This window comes from Microcoleus vaginatus FACHB-2002, assembly GCF_040004035.1.
Classification (GTDB): Bacteria; Cyanobacteriota; Cyanobacteriia; order Cyanobacteriales; family Microcoleaceae; genus Microcoleus; species Microcoleus vaginatus_C.
In genome coordinates this window covers 32,677-51,863 of the sequence record NZ_JAMPLN010000025.1, presented here as the reverse complement: position 1 = coordinate 51,863, position 19,187 = coordinate 32,677, and the positions used below count along the sequence as shown (strand labels likewise).

The 19,187-nt window shown below is 46.4% G+C and carries 17 protein-coding genes and 1 riboswitch; of the genes, 7 read left to right on the top strand and 10 right to left on the bottom strand.

Annotated features, from left to right (window positions below):
* The first annotated feature begins 40 nt into the window (after positions 1-40).
* Positions 41-2,734, top strand: coding sequence for an endonuclease MutS2 (locus tag NDI35_RS20430; protein ID WP_445314374.1), 2,694 nt, complete (start codon positions 41-43; stop codon positions 2,732-2,734).
* Between the two features lie 159 nt (positions 2,735-2,893).
* Entirely contained in the window at positions 2,894-3,835 is a 942-nt protein-coding gene (locus tag NDI35_RS20425) for a DNA-methyltransferase (protein ID WP_445314329.1), read from the top strand.
* On the opposite strand, the gene NDI35_RS20420 is transcribed toward NDI35_RS20425, so the two are convergent.
* Positions 3,798-4,346 (bottom strand): hypothetical protein, encoded by a 549-nt coding sequence (locus NDI35_RS20420; RefSeq protein WP_445314328.1) that lies wholly within the window; start codon positions 4,344-4,346, stop codon positions 3,798-3,800. The genes NDI35_RS20425 and NDI35_RS20420 overlap by 38 nt on opposite strands.
* The gene (locus NDI35_RS20415) at positions 4,339-4,551 is read right to left on the bottom strand and encodes a helix-turn-helix domain-containing protein (protein WP_333044298.1); all 213 of its coding nucleotides are present in this window, start codon (positions 4,549-4,551) and stop codon (positions 4,339-4,341) included. The genes NDI35_RS20420 and NDI35_RS20415 overlap by 8 nt, the downstream gene beginning before the upstream one ends.
* A gap of 384 nt (positions 4,552-4,935) precedes the next feature.
* Between NDI35_RS20415 and NDI35_RS20410 the strand changes: the two genes are divergently transcribed.
* The gene (locus tag NDI35_RS20410) at positions 4,936-5,541 is read left to right on the top strand and encodes a DUF3038 domain-containing protein (RefSeq protein WP_445314327.1); all 606 of its coding nucleotides are present in this window, start codon (positions 4,936-4,938) and stop codon (positions 5,539-5,541) included.
* A gap of 178 nt (positions 5,542-5,719) precedes the next feature.
* A complete protein-coding gene (locus NDI35_RS20405; protein ID WP_445314326.1) occupies positions 5,720-7,291 on the top strand; it encodes a DUF4335 domain-containing protein in 1,572 nt (523 codons plus the stop codon).
* A 248-nt stretch (positions 7,292-7,539) separates the two neighbouring features.
* On the opposite strand, the gene NDI35_RS20400 is transcribed toward NDI35_RS20405, so the two are convergent.
* The 4 genes from NDI35_RS20400 to NDI35_RS20385 form a co-directional block, all read right to left on the bottom strand.
* Complete coding sequence (locus NDI35_RS20400) at positions 7,540-7,734, bottom strand: hypothetical protein (RefSeq protein WP_445314375.1); 195 nt, start codon at positions 7,732-7,734, stop codon at positions 7,540-7,542.
* On the bottom strand, positions 7,643-7,960 hold the full coding sequence (locus NDI35_RS20395) for a VanZ family protein (RefSeq protein WP_445314373.1): 318 nt from the start codon (positions 7,958-7,960) through the stop codon (positions 7,643-7,645). Before NDI35_RS20395 ends, NDI35_RS20400 begins: the two co-directional genes overlap by 92 nt.
* Before the next feature lie 189 nt (positions 7,961-8,149).
* A complete protein-coding gene (locus NDI35_RS20390) occupies positions 8,150-9,508 on the bottom strand; it encodes a DUF3370 domain-containing protein (protein WP_445314325.1) in 1,359 nt (452 codons plus the stop codon).
* Positions 9,509-9,646: 138 nt separating this feature from the next.
* Positions 9,647-10,570 (bottom strand): nucleoside hydrolase, encoded by a 924-nt coding sequence (locus tag NDI35_RS20385; RefSeq protein WP_445314324.1) that lies wholly within the window; start codon positions 10,568-10,570, stop codon positions 9,647-9,649.
* A gap of 79 nt (positions 10,571-10,649) precedes the next feature.
* On the opposite strand from NDI35_RS20385, the gene NDI35_RS20380 reads away from it, so the two are divergent.
* Together NDI35_RS20380 and NDI35_RS20375 are read left to right on the top strand one after the other, a co-directional pair.
* Entirely contained in the window at positions 10,650-12,593 is a 1,944-nt protein-coding gene (locus NDI35_RS20380; protein ID WP_445314323.1) for a S9 family peptidase, read from the top strand.
* A gap of 213 nt (positions 12,594-12,806) precedes the next feature.
* Positions 12,807-13,025, top strand: a complete 219-nt coding sequence (locus NDI35_RS20375) for a hypothetical protein (RefSeq protein WP_006632461.1) — start codon at positions 12,807-12,809, stop codon at positions 13,023-13,025.
* A 212-nt stretch (positions 13,026-13,237) separates the two neighbouring features.
* Here NDI35_RS20375 and NDI35_RS20370 read toward each other — a convergent pair whose 3' ends face one another.
* The 4 genes from NDI35_RS20370 to ntrB all read right to left on the bottom strand — a co-directional run bounded on the left by NDI35_RS20370 (position 13,238) and on the right by ntrB (position 17,492).
* A complete protein-coding gene (locus NDI35_RS20370; RefSeq protein WP_445314322.1) occupies positions 13,238-14,023 on the bottom strand; it encodes a universal stress protein in 786 nt (261 codons plus the stop codon).
* Positions 14,024-14,069: 46 nt separating this feature from the next.
* Positions 14,070-14,909: an ABC transporter ATP-binding protein gene (locus NDI35_RS20365; protein ID WP_445314321.1), complete on the bottom strand. Its 840-nt coding sequence runs from the start codon at positions 14,907-14,909 to the stop codon at positions 14,070-14,072.
* Positions 14,910-15,102: 193 nt separating this feature from the next.
* Positions 15,103-16,533: an ABC transporter substrate-binding protein gene (locus tag NDI35_RS20360; RefSeq protein WP_445314320.1), complete on the bottom strand. Its 1,431-nt coding sequence runs from the start codon at positions 16,531-16,533 to the stop codon at positions 15,103-15,105.
* A 110-nt stretch (positions 16,534-16,643) separates the two neighbouring features.
* Positions 16,644-17,492, bottom strand: a complete 849-nt coding sequence (gene ntrB, locus NDI35_RS20355; protein ID WP_445314319.1) for a nitrate ABC transporter permease — start codon at positions 17,490-17,492, stop codon at positions 16,644-16,646.
* Between the two features lie 99 nt (positions 17,493-17,591).
* Positions 17,592-17,804, bottom strand: a riboswitch (cyclic di-AMP (ydaO/yuaA leader).
* Between the two features lie 172 nt (positions 17,805-17,976).
* Between ntrB and NDI35_RS20350 the strand changes: the two genes are divergently transcribed.
* Positions 17,977-19,170 (top strand): sensor histidine kinase, encoded by a 1,194-nt coding sequence (locus tag NDI35_RS20350; RefSeq protein WP_445314318.1) that lies wholly within the window; start codon positions 17,977-17,979, stop codon positions 19,168-19,170.
* Positions 19,171-19,187 lie beyond the last annotated feature (17 nt).

Genomic DNA, 19,187 nt, shown 5'->3' with positions numbered 1-19,187 from the left:
TCAGCGCCTGAGAATGCCAATTACCAACACCACCTCAACTTTGATTCAAGCCGAAACACTAGAACTATTAGAATGGCCGCGCCTGTGTCAGCACTTGGCTACCTTCGCGGCCACCAAACTTGGCGTCGCCGCCGCCCTAGACCTCGAAATCCCGGCAACTCAAGCTCAAACAGCCGAACTCCTAGCCCAAACTCAGGAAACTTATCAGTTAGAGAGCCGCGCTGGCGGTGCTTTGAGTTTTGAAGGAATCCAAGACATCGGCACTTCCCTGCAGCGAGCCGAACTGCAAGGTTTGCTCAGCGGCGAAGAATTGCTGGCAATTGCTACTACTCTCGCCGGAGCAAGGCAATTGCGCCGGATAATTGACTCTCAGGCAGATGTGCCGACGCTCAAAGAACTGGCAGCCCAATTGCGGACTTATCCCGAACTAGAGCAAGAAATCCACCGCTGTATAGACGATCGCGCTCAAGTAGCAGACAGAGCCACTCCTAAATTAGCAGGAATTAGAGTTCAAATGCGACAGTTGCGCGATCGCATTTATCAAATATTGCAGGGGATTTTGCAGCGCCAATCCAACGCCGTACAAGAACAGCTAATTACCCAAAGAAGCGGACGCTTTGTCATTCCCGTCAAAGCTCCCCAAAAAGATGCCATACCGGGCATCGTTCACGACTCTTCGGCCAGCGGCGCGACACTGTACGTAGAACCCCACAGCACAGTCAATCTTAACAACCAAATGCGGCAGTTGCTCAGGCAAGAACAAGCCGAAGAAGAAGCAGTCCGCCGCGCCCTCACGGAGCAAGTCGCAGCAGTAAAACCCGATTTAGACAGATTGGTGGTGGTAGTTACAACTTTAGATTTAGCGGCCGCTAAAGCGCGTTATAGTTTTTGGTTGCAAGCAAATCCGCCGAAATTTATCGAATTGGGAGAGCCAGAATTAGCACCAAAAAATCCCGAAAGAGAAGAAGAGGAACAAGAAGATGAGGAAAACTCAGAACACAGTCAATTATTAATTCGCAACCTGCGATCGCAAATTACCCTGCGCCAGTTGCGCCATCCTTTATTAGTTTGGCAGCAACAGCACGAGCACGGCTTTCCAGTCGTGCCGGTCGATTTAACGATCGGGCCGCACATCCGCGTCGTCGCCATCACTGGCCCCAACACGGGCGGCAAAACTGTCACCCTCAAAACCTTGGGCTTGGCAGCTTTAATGGCGAAAGCAGGAATGTTTGTTGCCGCCCGCGAACCCGTAGAATTGCCTTGGTTTGACAATATTTTGGCCGATATTGGTGACGAACAATCTTTGCAGCAAAGTTTGTCTACTTTCTCCGGCCATATCCGCCGCATCAGCCGCATTTTAGAAGTTTTAGACAATAAATCGCAGGCTGAAGGGGAAGAAAATTTAAACCTGACAATTACTAATTCCCAACAGCAAGACCAAGAAGTTACAGATACACAGAACACTGTTTCTGCTCTCCCCATTCTCAAACCTAAATTACAAATTCCCCAACCCCAAATCCCAAATACTAATTCCCAATTACCAATTCCCAAATCTTTAGTTTTGTTAGACGAAGTAGGAGCGGGTACAGACCCCTCAGAAGGCAGTGCATTGGCGATCGCCCTGTTGAAATACCTCGCCCAACATTCCCTATTAACAGTTGCAACTACCCACTTTGGCGAACTCAAAGCCCTCAAATATCAAGACTCCCGCTTTGAAAATGCCTCAGTAGAATTTGACGACAATTCCATGCAGCCAACCTATCGCTTGCTGTGGGGAATTCCCGGACGTTCCAACGCCCTCACCATTGCCAAAAGACTCGGTTTACTGGCATCCATAGTCGAAGAAGCTCAAACCTATGTCGGGGGTGCCTCTCAAGATGTTAATCAAGTAATTGCTGGACTCGAAGCACAGCGCCGGAAACAGGAAACCAAGGCCAGAGAAGCAACTCAACTGCTACACCAAACCGAAAAACTGCACAGAGAAGTTTCTCAAAAAGCAGCCGCTTTGCAAGAGCGGGAGCGAGAACTAAAAATAGCTCAGGAAGTGGCAGTAAATGAGGCGATAGGGTCGGCAAAATCAGAAATTGCTCAAATCATTCGTCGCTTGCAGTCGGGCAACCAGACGGCTCAAAATGCCCAACAAGCGACAGATACTTTAAATCAAATTTCTGAAAAACACCTGCCCTCTCGGCAACAACCGGCTAAACCCAAACCGAGTTTTATGCCGAAAGTGGGCGATCGCATCCGCATTCCCAGCTTGGGCCAAACCGCCGAAGTCCTCAGCGGCCCCGACGCTAACGAAGAGTTGAGCGTCCGGTTTGGGATTATGAAAATGACTGTCAAACTAGGAGAAATTGAATCCCTCGACGGTCAAAAACCGGAAACTAAAGCTCAATTAGCCAAGGCTGCCGCCCAAGCACAAGCACTCGCTACGGCTAAAGCTAAGCAAGCAGCGTCGGAACCTGCAAAACCCAATCCCGAAATTGCCATTCGCACTGCTAATAATTCGATCGACTTACGGGGTGCGAGAGTCTCAGACGCAGAAATCGAAATAGACAGAGCTCTTTCCAAAGCCGTGGAATACGGAGTTTTGTGGATAATTCACGGCAAAGGTACGGGACAGTTGCGGCGCGGGGTTCACGAGTTCCTTGCTTCTCACCCGCAGGTTTCCCGCTTTGAGCTCGCCAGTCAAAAAGAAGGAGGTGCAGGTGTTACCGTGGTTTATTTGAAATAATCAAAATTTACGCATTTCCGGTTGACTCGTAATTATATAGTTGTCTGCAGCAAAACAAGTCGCAACGAACATATCATACTGATGCAACCGGAATGGATACTATACTGCAAATGTGGCATAATTAAAAGTTAATTTCCCACTTTAGTAACTGCCTGACTAATGAAAAAAACTCCCTCAAATGAAGTTTTGGTGGGCGACTGTCGTGAAGTGATGAAGACATTGCCAGAAAATTATATTTCTGCCTGTATCACTGACCCACCTTATAATTATGAATTTATTGGTCATAAATGGGATGACTCAGAAATTCAAAGGCGGATTGAAAGAGTCAATGACAAGGGAAATAAAACCCTTGTTAAAAACATTCCCTATGGCAGTGGTTTAGCAGGTGGAGTCAGAAACGAAAAATGGTATCAAAGGAATCGTAACAACACTCTGGATTATGAAAAGTGGTGCTTTGAGTGGGGTGAGCAGCTTTTTCGGATCTGCAAACCGGGTGCGACAGTTTTAGTTTTCAACAGCACACGGACTGTTGCTCACGTACAAGTAGCACTTGAAAGTGCTGGTTTCTATGCGAGAGATATTCTTGTTTATAAAAGATCGAGTGGTATCCCTAAAGGTGTCAATATCAAACAACAGTTAGAGAAGAAAGGATATGAAAATTCTGAAAAATGGGATGGTTGGCACAGTTGTCTGAGGAACGAATGGGAAGCAATCTGCGTACTTCAAAAACCACTGGTCAATAATTACTTGGAAACTCTACAGGAGTATGGTACAGGTCTATTTTATACTAAAGATCAGTTCGGTGGTTTTCAGTCAAATATTTTAGAAGGTATACAGCGTGAGAAAACCGAGGAGTTTAACGTCCATTGCACAGTTAAACCAATCGCTCTAATGAGAAAGCTGGTCGAAATATTTGTACCGCGCTTGGAAAATTCTATTCTAATCGATCCTTTCGCAGGATCTGGAACCACATTGCTGGCGGCGAAAGAATTTGGCATTAGGTATGTTGGCATTGAAATAGTACCTGACTACATAGAGATTATCAACAAGCGCCTTGATAGTTTCAGCGGTATACAGGGAATTCTCCCACTTTTTCAATAAGAAATGACTTTAAATTAAACCCGCTTATTGTTTTTATGAACTCAAACGAATCCTCCCCAGTGTAAACTTTCCAAGTCCCTACTTGGCACGCTGTAATAGCTGCGGGCAAATTATCTTGTCTAAGGATTAAAAAAACGGGTTCGTAATTATAAGTACGAAGTAGTGGGCCATAAGATTTGAACTTTTTCAGGGTTCCCGAATCTCCTGAGCCAATACGATATTTTGTATCTATTGCGTACCCATCAACAATCAGATCGCACGGCTCATCGCTTCCAACTTTAAATGCTGGCTGAAAGCTACTGCAATATGTTTTACACGTTTCAGTAACTAACAATTGCCAACACATACCTAACTCACGTCCCCAATATTGCCTATTTTCTTTTTTTATTATTGGAGAAATACCAAACACATCCATTAAAATATCGTGTTCTTCATTCTCTTCTGCATAAATTTTTTCGGTAAATGAGTTTTGGTATCTTGCTAAAATTTGCTCTAGTCTTCTTTCAGTCATCAGCAGTTACCAGCTCAGCTAGACTAACGGATAATGCCTTGGCTATTTTGCTGGCATTAAGCAGCGTTATATTCCTTTCACCTCGTTCAACTGAACCAATATAGGTGCGATGTAATTCAGATAGTTCTGCAAGCTGATCTTGGGAAAGATTTCTGAGCTTTCGGAAATGTCTAACTTTTTTACCAAATTGCTCCGTAATATCCATAGAGCGCGCCAGATGAAGCAATGACAACTATAATCTGACAGACTATAAGTAGCGACAGACTATAAGTAGCATTCGAGAGCGCTAGGATCTTTGGATTGATATAAGGCCCGATAGTTTCAAAGCACTGATTTGATTTCGGTCACTCTGCGGCGTAGGATGGTTAGGGGTAAAAATATCTGGGTTTTGCGGATTGCGATCGATCGAACTTGAAACCGCAACTTTTAACCCGCAACTCCGTCCAGCAGTTAGGATTGCCGGAATCAAAGCAACGAGCTATGGAGACAACTTAACAGATGTGCTGTTGCCCACAGGCCCAAAAGCTTTAATCAGTGCATACTGTTTGATATCCTGCCTCAACCAGTCTTAATTTCCCGTGCTGAAGCCATGCGCTCGACCGTAAAGTCCTCCGCTCCCACAAACGAAACGGGCCAATCTCCCAACTGGGAAGAATTGACTCAAAAAGCACCAGAACCTACCCAGTTGGACAACATTAAAGCCCAACTGGATTTAGTGTTGTTAGCCCTAGAAGCACTGGCAGAAATTGGCTCAGAGGCGATGCTCAAGGTAGCAGCCGAACTGAATTTAGAGCCAATGGTAGCCGATCGGGTAGCTTTGTGGCGGCTACGCCAATCTAACCCGCTGCGGAAAGGTCACGGAGGGCGCAAAAAACTCGATGTGGAGGAAGCTCGATCGCTCGTTTTGATAAGCTGTCATTTGGCAAAACAGCACCAAGCTTTAATCCGCCGCGCTGTTGCTTTGCTCGAACAAATGGCAGAGCAAAACCGCGAACCTCACACCATCGCTTTGCTGGGAGATTATATTGACAGGTTCAGCAACACTTATGGCTCGCGCATGGAAGATGGAGAAAATTTATCGGCCCGAGAGTTGACTGATTTAGCCCTCAAACTCCTGATCGATTTGCTGTTTTACAGCAGTCCCGGCGGCCACCGCCGCCTCTGGCTGGCTCTTCTAGACCGCGCTAAGAATTAAACAACAGTCAGTAGTCATTAGTTAGCAGTCATTAGTCATTAGTCATTAGTCATTAGTCATTAGTCATTAGTCAACAGTCAACAGTCAACAGTCAACAGCCAACAGTTAACAGCCAACAGCCAACAGTCAACAGTCAACAGTCAACAGTCAACAGTCAACAGCCAACAGACTTTCTGCTATGGTTCTCAAACGGTACACGCCCCCCACTTGCACGCTGGAAATTACAGCCAAAAGTTCGCCTCTATCTCGGTGGGCGGGCCAACCAGTGTTTAAATCTTTAAGTTTTGAGCTGCGACTCGACGACCCCAGGCTGCCAGATACCGAACACGTTACCCTCAGGGGCGATCGAATTCAACTCGAAACCCTCCACGAAGCTGTTAGCACCTACGTCCAAAACTTGCTCGGCGCATCCCGCGATTGGGAAAACAACCTCAACTCTCAAATGGATCGTACCGCTGCGGGTTCAGACTCGCCAGAAGTCGCGCGTAATGCCGTTAAATTCGATCGAGCCGTCAACACTTCCGAACTAGCAACCTCCAACCCCTACTCTCTCCCAACTGCCTACCTTCCGGTTCCCCCCCGCTTAGAGCCCCGCGGCTTGCTCGCCCACAACTTGTTTTTAGGCTCTTTGAGCGTCGCAGAATCCGGGCCAGTAGTTCCCTTGAGTACCCTGCAACTGTTTGACTTGGCGACAGCACTAGATGACTGCGCCGCCGAAGTGATGGCGCTTCCCAACCTCAACCGCGAACCCCGACGGCCGCTGTCCTCACCTTGGCTCAAGGTGGCAGCATTGCTGGTCGCCGGCGCGGGCCTGACGACAGGAACTATCAAAATGCTCGATCGAACCGCCACCTCCCCGCAAACCGCCACAGCCCCCGATCCAGGAAACCCCCAGTTAGCTGCAGGCGTCTCCCCCAGTCCAGTTCCCGCCCTACCGACACCCCCAGCACCAACACCCGCAGCCACACCCGCTTTACCACCGCTGCCGCCCCCGCCTATCAACACCGCTGCCTCCCCCAGCCCCAGCTTGCCCCCCCTCGCCCTCGCGCCAACTCCAGCCACCAACAGACCCAGCCCTATCCAGCAGCCACCCCTGCTATTTCCCGCCAACGGCAGCACAGCCAGCGCCCCACAGAGCGCCCCAGCATTCCCTCAAGGGCAAACAATCACAATTCCCGCCCCCGAAGAACCATCCATTTCCGCCCCCCAAGCACCCGCACCAGTACCCTACGTGCTGCCCCCCCTACCGCCGAGACTAGCTCCCGCCGTACCGCCCCCCCTGCCGCCATCCCTGTCTGCTTCCCGATTTCCCGTTCCCCCGCCGCAACCCTTCCCCAGCCCCATCGAGCCGATTGTCCCCCCCGCCAGTACCGAACTCCCACCCCTTGAGGACGCTCAACCAACCGCCGAGTCCGAGGACAACAACCAGGCTGCGGCAAGCCAAAAAAACCGCACTTTATTTGATACAATTCCTCAAGTTTCAGAAGCTAGAACTTACTTTGAGGAACGCTGGAAGCCTCCAGAAGGAATGGAACAAACTTTGGAATACAGCGTGCTGATCGATGAAAATGGGTCAGTTCAAAGTATTGTGCCGATGGGAAAAGCAGCAGCCGATTATATCGAGCAAGCTAATATGCCATTAGCCGGCGAGCCGTTTGTGTCTGCCGTTTCTAATGGGAAAAACCCGAAAATTCGAGTTGTTTTGCGACCAAACGGTCGAGTACAAACCTTTTTGGAAGAGAGTGATTAAACGCTCTCAAACACATTGTCGAGATGGGCAAATCCCGGTAAATTGCTAATGTTAAACAATTTCAAAAAAAATTCAATTTTCACTGCGGCAGCAGCAGCCAGCGTATTGACAGTTGCTCCCGTTTGTGGTATCAATATCTCTTAACCCGTGCGGGCAGAGTCATCAGTAAAAAAAGTTGCTGACACTCGTCAACCTGTTCGCATTCTGCACCCTACAAACTTCCTTCTTCCTGACATCCGTTACATCCGTTACATAATCTGTTGCCGAACTTCCTTCTTCCTGACATCCGTTACATCCGTTACATCCGTTACATCCGTTACAAAATCCGTTGCCGAACTTCCTTCTCTATCATCAATGCCCTTTTTTTCTATCCCAAACTTCTCCAATCCAATAAAAAACTGCAATCCCGCAAAAACTATATAAAAAATCTTCAATACTAGCACTGCGATTTGGTAACATTGCTTGCAGCATTTCTTCCGCAGCAGTGAACATAGTAAAAATTGCGGGCCCGAAAGGAATTGAATAATTAAACAAATTCATCTTTTTTTTGCCAGTTGCTCTATGGCACAAAAAAGATGCTATTCCGTACAAAATAAAGTGACCTAGTTTGTCATAAGGCGGATGAGCGAGAGGAAAGTTGACTAATTTCCCCGTACCTGCTAAAAGCATGATACTGAGAAGAATTAAAACGTACACAAAGCAAGCAATTACCCAGAATCTTTTTGAGAAGTTCATCTTGTTTTTTGCCAATACCGACTAGACACCAACCAAGTTCGGGCCACGCGAAACTAATATCAAATCTGGTTAATTACGCATTGTCTTTGTAGCCGTCTGCCTACCCGTAGCAGCCGCTAAAATTTAATTTGTTTTCACTGTCAGAACTTGCGGTGGCGACGCATCGGGTGGATAAATAAAATCCACTTCTACAAGTCGCTTTTCTCCCGATTTCATCTCTAATTTTACTAAAGGTTCCCCCTGCTGTCCCCGCCGCTGCACTAAATGCACGTAGCGAGTTTGAGGCACTTTATTGTCATCAGTATAGCGCACTCGAACCGTCCCCCTAAAAAAAGTTTGAGGTGCCGGAGGTTCTAAAAAATTAAGTCCTCCTGAAGTTAATTTGTCTGTCTTAATTGGAGTTTGAATCGCGACAGTTACAGTTTGATTTTTGCGGGTAGAATTGTACAGCGGCAAGCTGAGACTGTATTGAATTCCGTAATTGCCGTGGGCGCGGTATGCTGTATCTGGGTAGCGGACTAGCATTCTCGCACTTTGCACTTGATTTGTTCCCAGCATTCCGCGCGGGAGGCTGCTTAATGGGTAGGAAAATGCTGTTCCGGGTTGGGGAATTGCTAGGTTTGAGGTGGCGGGGTTGTCTGAGAGAAGTGCTCGCCATTGTGAACCTAATGCTACACCTGCAACTCGACCGTAAATTATTTGACCTTCGGTGATTTCGGGCGGTGTGGGAACTCGATCGCGCGGCCCGGCTATATTACCATTGTCTAATAAGTTGTGCCATTCTGCTAAATTGGGCGATCGCTCGTTTCCCTGTCCGTTTCCCTCTGGGTCAAGTCGGGCAAACATCGCCAGACTGGCAACATAGACTATACCATCGCTCCGCAACCGCATCAAGGTCGATCGACCGTTTAGCGGCGGTACCAATTCCCGCACCGGTATCGGATGATTCATCAACAGTTGGCTTTTTCCCGGTGGAATAATTAACTGCGGCTCAAAGTCAGACTGTCTCCTTCCTCTCAGAATATCATTCACAGCGCGGCTTCCCGGCCCGGCGTAAATATTACTGTTTGAATTATCGACTTGCGGCGGCAATTCAATAAAAGGTGCATCGGGTTGACTGAGATAACTCGCAGCTTGCAATATATCTAATGTTACAGGTTTATTGCCCGGATTATAAACAATTACTCCTTGATACAATGTTCGCAAATCTTCGGGCGAAGGTGCGCGGGCTATGTGGTGGGCAAATATGTCGAAACGTCCTTGAAACGGAAAGTTTAAATGTGCCGCCGGAAATCTTTTACTATCTGGGGGAAATGTCGAAAGCAAAATTCCTTCTTGCAGCACTAATTCGGGACTGTTGCTGTTAAATACTGGTATGTTGTCTAATTGTCCGGGGAGTGGTCGCACTTCTTGGATTTGGAGGATTTCTTGAGGTGCGGGAGGGGTTTGGGCTAAGGGGATGATTGATATAATTGGCAGCATTTTTTGAGAGGAGTTTTTTTTACCGCAGAGGGCGCAGAGGGCGCAGAGGAAGAGAGGGAAGAGAAGAGGAGGTAAATATTCGCGCCAGGGCGGGTTTTGTATGGAGATTTTGCTCACTTCTAGCAGATATTGTAATTTTCACCTCGCCCACTGTTGTAATATGTAATTGTAAAATTTGGCTGTGTCTACTTTATCCATAGCTTGAATTTTTCGCCCTCCGGTTTTAACTTTTGTGCGTCCTTGGCTGATGCCTTCGGTAATAATTTCTGTTTCCCATTCTCGCAGTTGGTAAAATTCGGGATGCGCTAAATAAGCAGTGGCCAAAATGTCCCAAAAATAGTAATCTTGAGATATTGCGAGGGCATAACACTGTCCTGCTAAGTCGGAAATTGGATATTTGCGCTGTTTTGCTAAGAGATTGGAAAATTCTACAGTTAGCGGTACATTATTCGTGATATCTAAAGGACACATGACAACGGGAATTTGCGTTTGCCAAATTCTATCGATTGCTATCGGGTCCCAGTAAGCATTCCATTCCGCCGACATATCTTGTCCGGGTTCCATATCTTTGCTAACATTGCCGATAACATTGAGGGCGCCTCCCATCCAGACAATTTCTTGAATTTTGCTTTCAATTTCTGGCGCGATATCTAAAGCTTGCGCTACTGTTGTTAACGGCCCCGTTACCATTAATGTGACTGGTGTGGCTGCGTCTTGCAAAACTCGCACCATAAAGTTTTGTCCGGGTTCTGATATTAACGGCGTGTCAATGGTTGCTTTTTCATTTAGAATGGGAAGTCGATCGACTGCAAAGGAATCTCGCCGAAATAACACCGGAAATGGGTTGAGTCCCCGCACCGTACTCGCCGCCACCGGAACTTCTGAACGCCCCATCAAATTCAGGATTTTGCGCGTAGCACTCACCGCCGGTTGAATGTAGCAGTCCGCAGGAGTTACAATTACTCCCAGAGTTTCGACCTCCTCCATTGTCATCAGCAAAACGACTGAGAGATAGTCGTCAACTGCACCGTCGTGATCCATTAGTACGAGTTTTTTGGACATTTTGCTTCCCCGGTGACTGAATTAGTGTAAAGTACAAATATTAATTTTTTTGTGCGAGAAACACAACTGCCTCAACTATATGAATACAGTATCACCTTACGGCTCTTGGAAATCACCTATTTCTTCCGATTTAATTGTTTCTGGAACTGTCGGGCTCGGACAAATTGCTATTGACGGCGATGATATTTATTGGGTTGAGGGAAGGCCTTCGGAAGCGGGAAGAAGCGTCCTCGTGCGGCGCACTCCTGATGGTAAAATCAGCGACGTGACACCGCATCCTTTTAATGTTCGCACTCGCGTTCACGAATACGGCGGCGCTGCTTTTGCAGTTGCTGGCGGTGTTGTCTATTTTTCTCATTTTGCCGACCAACGTATTTATTCTCAAACATTAGATTCTCAAGCAGAACCTCTGACTCCTGCTGCTAATTGTCGCTATGCAGATGTGATAATTGACAAGCAGAGAAATCGCCTGATTTGCGTGCGCGAAGATAATGCAGGTGAGGGCGAACCTGTCAATACTATTGTTAGTATTAATTTAGAAAACGGCGAAGATATTCAAATCTTAACTCAGGGCAATGATTTTTATGCTTCCCCTCGTTTAAGTCCAGACGGTTCTCTACTTTCCTGGATTTGTTGGAACCATCCAAATATGCCGTGGGATGGCACAGAATTGTGGGTAGCAGAAATTAAGGCTGACGGTTCTTTAGGTGAAAAATACTTAGTTGCTGGCGGGGTTGAAGAATCAATTTTTCAACCGGAATGGTCGCCCGATGGAGTTTTGTATTTTGTTTCTGACAAGTCGAACTGGTGGAATTTCTATAGAACCGTCAATCCCCGCTTGCCGAGGGAACAGCAAGAGGTCGAACCTCTGTGCGAAATGGCGGCTGAATTCGGACTTCCCCAGTGGGTTTTTGGAATGTCTACTTATGCTGTTGTCTCGGAAAGCAAAATTATTTGCACCTACACTCAGCAAGGCCTGTGGTATTTAGCGAGTCTTGATTTAACGACAAAGCAGTTGACAACAATTGAAACGCCTTACACTGATATTTCGTCGGTCAAAGCGCGGGGAGAAACAGTTGTTTTTCTGGCAAGTTCGCCGACTGCATCTACTGCTATTGTACAACTAAATTTAGCAACAAGTCAACTAGAAATATTGCGTCAATCGAGCAATTTAAGCATCAATCCGGGTTATCTTTCTGTACCGGAACCGATCGAATTTCCCACACAAAACAATTTGACTGCTTTCGGTTTCTTTTATCCCCCTAAAAATCAAGATTTCGCAGCACCTGCGGGTGAAAAACCGCCGTTAGTTGTGAAAAGTCACGGTGGCCCAACTGCTGCTACTTCTAGCAGCATGAATTTGAAAATTCAATATTGGACGAGTCGCGGTTTTGCGGTGCTCGATGTTAATTACGGCGGCAGCACTGGTTACGGCCGAGAATACAGAAAAAGACTGCAAGATAGTTGGGGAATTGTCGATGTTGACGACTGCGCTAACGGTGCTAAATATTTAGCCCAAAAAGGTTTAGTTGATGGCGAAAGAATGGCGATCGCCGGAGGCAGCGCAGGGGGGTACACTACGCTGTGCGCTCTTATTTTCCGCGATGTGTTTAAGGCCGGTGCGAGCTATTATGGAGTTAGCGATTTGGAAGCTTTGGCAACGGATACTCACAAGTTTGAAGCGCGCTATCTGGATGGATTGATTGGGCCTTATCCTGAAAGAAAAGATTTGTATGTAGCTCGTTCGCCGATTCATTCCGCCGAACGTTTATCTTGTCCCGTTATCTTTTTTCAAGGATTAGAAGATAAAGTGGTTCCGCCCAATCAAGCGGAAATGATGGTAGAGATATTGAAAGCTAAAGGTTTGCCGGTTGCTTATGTTGCTTATGAAGGGGAACACCACGGTTTTCGCCGTGCTGAAAATATCAAAAGAACTCTTGACGGCGAATTCTATTTCTATTCGCGGGTGTTTAAGTTTGAGTTAGCTGAACCTGTGGAGGAAGTGGTGATTTTCAATCTTTAGAAAACATTAAGTTTGCAGTTGCTCGGTCTTCCGTAAAACGCACCTGCAATCTATATCATAATTCGCAAATTTTTACTGTGATTTTGTTCACAAATTTTGCTGTTTACTATCACATCTTGAAAGGCAATACAGCTTAAAATTTTATAGTGCGATCGCCTTTTGTTAATGCAGAAACGCCCGATCGCGCGATCGTCGAGTAGAGAGTCAATTACTATGCAAACTCCTGTCCACCTGATTCCATCTGCTTTGGGCGAGCTGTTTGCCGAAGTGAATCAAAATGGCTACATTACTCTAGCCGATAGGTATGGTTTGATGGCTGCTATTTTTGACGAAAATTTGACTGAGGAAGACAAACGCTCGATCGATCGGCTGCTGCGCTCTGTGTGCCGGGGAAGGATAAAATTAGTTAACGAACTGTCTATGATCAGATAAGTGACGACTATTTCCCTTAAGAGTAATTTTAAACATCTCAATAATCAAAAAAAAGTCCCAATTGTATCGTAATTGGGACTTCTAGGGAGGAAACTATTGTTATTTTTTGATCGATATAGAACTTATGCAAAAAAAGGTTGGGCGCGCGAATTATAGTCGTAGGGTGCGCTGCACCTTACATAATTAGATTCTGCCCCAACGAGTGAACAAGTTTAACGTGCAGGTATAGTTGTCGCCAACTGTAACTTGCTCAAACTTTCTTCAGGCTGAACATCCATCTGATAGCTGAGTGCCGAAGGAACTCCGAGTACGCAGCAGGGAAAATTATTGCCTAGTTCCCTAACCAGCCGATGGTTGCCAGAACCACAGCCCAAGAACAGTAAATTTGCTGATTCTAATTCAACCACCTTTCTCAGTTCTGTAGCAACCCGCCCGATGCGTAAATGAGCTTTGAACAAACCGCGCCACTCCTCAGCCAAACAGCGCGCTTGCCACAGCAATTTATCTGCTACCTCGTACTCATTATTTTGACCATAAATTGCTTGTAAATAATGAGGCTCTATCCAATTTTTTTGCTGGGATACCGATGGGATTTCGGTTGGTAAAGCGAGCGCAGGTGCTGCACAATTAAGGGCGAATGTTTCCTCTAAATCAGAGACTTTCTGCTGTGCAGCCAAGGCATTTGCTACAGCAACTTGGCAAGTATCTTCGCGGTAACTTTTTGACGATTCGTCGATCACGTAGACGACTTGAACCGTGACTTCCTTAGTTGTTACTAAACGAGTTTGATGCGCCATCCAAAGGGTAATATCCAGAGCTATTTGACTTTGGGGAGAACTGTTGTAACCGACAATAAAATTGATTGTTTTTGCCTGTTTTGGAGATTTCGATTTCTTAGAAATCGGTACTTTTGGCTCCGGCAGCAACACCATTTCTTCTGCTAAATTTTGGTATCCCAAGGCACTTTCAAAACGCGCTAACATTGTTTTGAGCTTCACAGGCTTGACCTCTCTTAAGTGAATTGTTTGGTCTGTCCGTCGGGCGTTATTCGTCTTGGGTAAAGTAGCGATCGAGAAAATTCAAAGCATAGTTGCGGAGTTCGTAATACTCCTGGGATTCCCGCAACTCGTGGCGATCGCGCGGGCGCGCAAACGGCACTGACAAAATTTCACCTATCGTCGCAGCCGGGCCGTTTGTCATCAGCACAATGCGATCGGACATATATATAGCTTCATCCACATCGTGAGTAATCATCATTGCAGCTTGTCTGTGATTTTCCCAAATATCCAGCACCTGTTTCTGCAACTTGCCGCGGGTCAGAGCATCCAGCGCTCCAAACGGTTCGTCCATTAATAACATTTTCGGTCGAATCGCCAAAGCTCGCGCAATCCCAACCCGCTGTTTCATGCCCCCTGAAATTTCGTCTGGATATTTATCGGCTGCCGATGTTAAGTTTACCATTGCGAGGTGTTCGTTGACAAGACTAATCTTCTCGGCACGGCTAAGACTTTGCAAAACTTCATCAACTGCCAGCCGAATATTTTCCCGCACCGTCAGCCAAGGCAGCAATCCGTAGTGCTGGAATACCATCATGCGATCGGCTCCTGGTTTGCGAATTTCTTTTCCTTCCAGTGTCACCATTCCCCCGCTCTGTCTTTCCAAACCCGCCACTATTTTTAGCAGCGTTGATTTGCCACACCCAGAGTGACCAATTACCGAAATAAATTCGTTTTCTCCAATACTTAAATTGATATTTTCCAAAACGCTAAATTCTGTACCGTCACCATTTTTGTAAGACTTGAACAAATTGTCTATTTCCAGAAACTCATAGGAGTTGGAACATTGGCTATTGGTGTTGATTGAAGCAGCAGTATATTGAGTCATCTGACGTTCCTGGTAATTGTTTATTGGTTATTGTATATCTCGCTTGTAGCTGAGTCTCGATCCCCCTAAATCCCCCTTAATAAGGGGGACTTTGAACGCTCCGGTTCCCCCCTTATTAAGGGGGGCTAGGGGGGATCGAGGAGCTACGGGGGAACGCGAGGAATGTAGAAGGAAAAGCGCAAAATCTCAAAGATTAAGACTGAAAAAAAGACTGAGGGCGGTTGGCTCGAATTTCAAAACTATTCAAATAACCCACGGGATCGCTAGGATCAAATGCCTTTTTATCAATGAAAACTTCCGCAGGTTCCACTTGGTAATCATCCTGGGGACAATCGATCGCCATTTCGGCAACAATCTTGCGGTAAAGGTCGGTTTTCCAAGCTTTTTTAGCTAATTCCTCAGCATTTTTTGGCACTTCTTTAATCTGTCCCCAGCGAGCGGCTTGAGTCATCAACCAAATACTCTGAGACTGCCACATAAATGTTGAATGATTTCCCGGTATTTGAGGCAAATTCTTAGGAATGTCATAGAAAATAGTTGCATCTTCCGATTGTATGGTGCGCTCTTTTTCGTCAAACCCTCCATAGTTGTAGTCGCCAACTATTGCCGGTCGCGTAAATTTGTCGATCGCCCCTTTTTTCGGTCTCGCCCCCGTAAACGATCGCTCAGTCAGCAGCGCCGATATTTCACTGCGATTTTCCGGCTTGCTGGAATACTGACAAGCTTCCACCATTGCCTTAACCAGCGAGTAATAAGTCTTCGGATTTTCATCAATGAAAGATTGCATTACTCCCAAAAGGCGATCGGGATGTCCCAGCCAAACTTCCTTGCCTTGCACGAAGGTAAAACCCACTCCCAAATTGCCTTGAATTGCCCGCGTATTCCAAGGTTCGGCCACCATGTAAGCCTGCATGGCGCCAATCCTGATATTAGTTACCATCTGCGGCGGCGGTACAATAATTACCCGAAATTCTTTCAACGGATCGATACCCGCAGCCGCCGATATATAGCGGACAAAGTATTCGTAAATCGCAGAACTCAGAACCACTGCCCAGACTCTTTTTTCCGACGGCTGACTGTCAAAAAAAGCTCGAAATTGTTTGCCAAATTCTTCTAAATTGCCGTTGTATTCGTGCCACGGGCGTAAACCGAAATCCCACATAGCTTTGTTCATCGTCATGGCGTTGCCGTGGCGGTGAATTGTCATTGCTGCACACAGGGGTGCGTGGCGCGCTCCTTCTGCGCCAATTCGGGCGTTGGTGACGGCGCCGGATACGACTGGGGAGGCGTCGAGGCGGCCGAAGATTAGGCCGTCGCGGGAGGTTGCCCAGCTTGCTTCGCGGTTGAGTTGAACGTTTAAACCGTATTTGCGGAAAAAACCTTTTTTCCAGGCGATCGCAAATGGTGCACAATCGTTAACCGGCACGTATCCTACGGTTAAATTGGGTTTTTCTAAGGTTCGGGAATCGACAACCGGCTTTACGGCTGAGGCTTCTTCAGTGAGTCCTTTTGCCGATCGATCCGCGCTAATTGCACAACCAGATAAAGCCATTCCCGCCGCCGCCGCGCCCATTCCTTGCAAAAACTCGCGGCGCTTCCATTCATTGGAAAACTTGTCACTCATATTTAATTTGACTAATGACTGTTAACTGTTGACTGTTGACTGTTGACTGTTAACTGTTAACTGTTGACAACTGACAACGGCTTTCCTAACAACTCCAAACTGCAAACTGACTAATGATTAATGACCGATCGATGCGTTACCAATTCCTGAACTTTGTCAACAGCAGCGTCGAGCAACAATCCAGTTATGCCAATTACCAACACCGCTAAAAATACCGAACTCAGATTCAAGCGGCTCCACTCATCCCACACAAAAAAGCCAATTCCCACACCGCCTGTCAGCATTTCCACCGCCACAATCACCAGCCAAGCAATCCCTAAACTAATCCGCAAACCTGTAAAAATGTATGGCAAACTCGCCGGCCAAATTATCTTGGTAATCCGCCTCCAGCGCGGCATTTCCAACACTTGCGCCACATCCAGATAATCCTGGGAAACGCTAGAAACTCCCAAAGCTGTATTGATAATTGTCGGCCACAAAGACGTGATGAATATGACAAAAATTGCCGACGGCTCTGCTAAATTAAAAATCGATAAAGCTATGGGCAGCCAAGCTAGCGGCGACACCGGTTTGAAGATTTGAATCAGCGGATTGAGCGCCATCATTGCCGGTTTTGACATTCCGATCAGAAATCCCACGGGAATCGCAACTGCTGCACCCAGCAAAAATCCCACCAATACCCGCCGCAAACTCGCTAGCAGCAGCCAGCCAATGCCTAAATCTCCAGGCCCGCGCTGGTAAAATGGATGGAATATGTAATCTAAATTAGCGATTAACGCCTGATAGGGAGTGGGAATCAAATCGCTTTTGAAGCTGGCAACAATCCACCACAAGCCAAGAATTCCCAAAAAACCAGCAGCAGGTAATAAAACAGCATCTCGGATGACAACGGGTTTGACCCGCTTCCACGTTGCAACTCCTGCAAGTGCGATCGCAGATAAATTAAGCTGTATGAACATTTCAATCTCCTTCAGAGTCAGGGTAGGTACAAGAATCTTGAACAATACCAACCTGAGACACTGACGAAGCCAAACTATCTTTTTCAGAAAGTTGGCTTTTCAGTCTCTTCTCAATGCCTGCGAAGTTAGCTGACGGGCTAGGACTGAGAGATGTCCTTCTCCTTAGATTTCAAAATCAAAAATTACACTCAAATTTGGCAATTTTTAACTTTGCTTTTTATTTCTGTAGAGATTCGCCCCGAAAATTGGTTCCTCCGCTCCAGCCACACGCTTGGTTTGATCGCGCAGTGCTGGATTAGGCTTGACTTTTTAAGCCAATTTAACATAAGGTAGCACCAGCATTTAATTTTGTCAATAGGTCTTTAGAAGTAGCTATTGGCGCTCGGCAAAACTCAAAAGTTGAGAAAAAATTCAAAAAGTTAACTATTAAACTAACCTAGAGATATTATAAAATGCCATAACTTACTTGATTTATATAAAAGCAATGATAGATTTTAGCCAAGCGTTACAAGATCAAATTGACCTAATTATAGAAAACTGGATCGAAGCTGTTCGGGGCGACGAGGAAATCGACACCGCCAAGCAACTCACCTACGATTCCGTGCGCGACAGCCTTCCCATCGTACTGCATGCGATCGTAACTATGCTGTCCGAATCAGAAGACAGCGACTTTCGGACAGTCATACAAGAAAGTTTAGACCACGGGACTGTCAGGGCACAACAAGGCTACGATGCCGCAGAAATTGCGCGGGAATACCGCTTGCTGCGGAGGGTAATTTTCGACGCTTTAGAGCCAGAATTGCTAAAAGGCTCAGCGGCTGAAGTGAACCGAGCTTATCGCTTAATTGACACTGCCCTTGACGAAGCAATTGCTGACTGTTTCCAAACCTATACCCAGGCAAGATTCCAAGAACTACAGGAGTTGCAAAACCAATTGCAACTTACAAATCAAGAGCTGACTCGCTTACTTCGCACCAGTCAAGAGAATATATCTCACTTAGCTCACGAATTGAAAACCCCCCTCACCTCTATTATTGGCTACTCACAATTGCTTTTGCGCCAAATAAACAATCCTAGAGTTAAAGATTCGGCTCCCAATTTGGCACATATTGATAAAGTCCTCAACAACGGCAGACTATTACTTAGATTAATTAACGATACTCTCGAAATCTCGCGGTACGACACGGGACGCATACAATTGCAGCTAACTGTGACAAATGTGCGATCGGCGATCGGCACTGTTGTCGAAATAATCGAGCCTTTGGCCAAAGCAAAAAATTTAGAGATCGCCCTTGAGTGCGATCCGGTTCTCGATCAAGTTAGGACAGATTACTTGCGCTTGCAGCAAATTATCACCAACTTGGTTAGCAACGCCATTCGCTACACCCAAGCTGGTACTATTACCATAAAAACCGAATTATTGTCAGACAAACGTTGGAGTCTCTGCATCACCGATACAGGAATTGGCATTGCTTCCGAAGACTGCGATCGGATTTTTCAACCCTATTTTCGAGCCGACAGCTCCCTCAGTTCTGGGATGCCGGACAGTACCGGCTTAGGGCTAGCAATTGTCGCTCGATTAGTCAACCTCTTGCAAGGTAAAATCGAATTAGTTTCTGAAGTAGGAGTTGGCTCCTCATTCACTGTAATTTTTCCCTTAGAATTGGATGGAGTTTAGATTAATGTTGACTGTTG

Coding starts and splice junctions, on each gene's coding strand:
- NDI35_RS20350 (WP_445314318.1), top strand. CDS start 17,977: ATGATAGATTTTAGCCAAGCGTTACAAGATCAAATTGACCTAATTATA.
- NDI35_RS20375 (WP_006632461.1), top strand. CDS start 12,807: ATGCAAACTCCTGTCCACCTGATTCCATCTGCTTTGGGCGAGCTGTTT.
- NDI35_RS20425 (WP_445314329.1), top strand. CDS start 2,894: ATGAAAAAAACTCCCTCAAATGAAGTTTTGGTGGGCGACTGTCGTGAA.
- NDI35_RS20395 (WP_445314373.1), bottom strand. CDS start 7,960: ATGCTTTTAGCAGGTACGGGGAAATTAGTCAACTTTCCTCTCGCTCAT.
- NDI35_RS20410 (WP_445314327.1), top strand. CDS start 4,936: ATGCGCTCGACCGTAAAGTCCTCCGCTCCCACAAACGAAACGGGCCAA.
- NDI35_RS20415 (WP_333044298.1), bottom strand. CDS start 4,551: ATGGATATTACGGAGCAATTTGGTAAAAAAGTTAGACATTTCCGAAAG.
- NDI35_RS20405 (WP_445314326.1), top strand. CDS start 5,720: ATGGTTCTCAAACGGTACACGCCCCCCACTTGCACGCTGGAAATTACA.
- NDI35_RS20390 (WP_445314325.1), bottom strand. CDS start 9,508: ATGCTGCCAATTATATCAATCATCCCCTTAGCCCAAACCCCTCCCGCA.
- NDI35_RS20420 (WP_445314328.1), bottom strand. CDS start 4,346: ATGACTGAAAGAAGACTAGAGCAAATTTTAGCAAGATACCAAAACTCA.
- ntrB (WP_445314319.1), bottom strand. CDS start 17,492: ATGTTCATACAGCTTAATTTATCTGCGATCGCACTTGCAGGAGTTGCA.
- NDI35_RS20365 (WP_445314321.1), bottom strand. CDS start 14,909: ATGACTCAATATACTGCTGCTTCAATCAACACCAATAGCCAATGTTCC.
- NDI35_RS20380 (WP_445314323.1), top strand. CDS start 10,650: ATGAATACAGTATCACCTTACGGCTCTTGGAAATCACCTATTTCTTCC.
- NDI35_RS20385 (WP_445314324.1), bottom strand. CDS start 10,570: ATGTCCAAAAAACTCGTACTAATGGATCACGACGGTGCAGTTGACGAC.
- NDI35_RS20360 (WP_445314320.1), bottom strand. CDS start 16,533: ATGAGTGACAAGTTTTCCAATGAATGGAAGCGCCGCGAGTTTTTGCAA.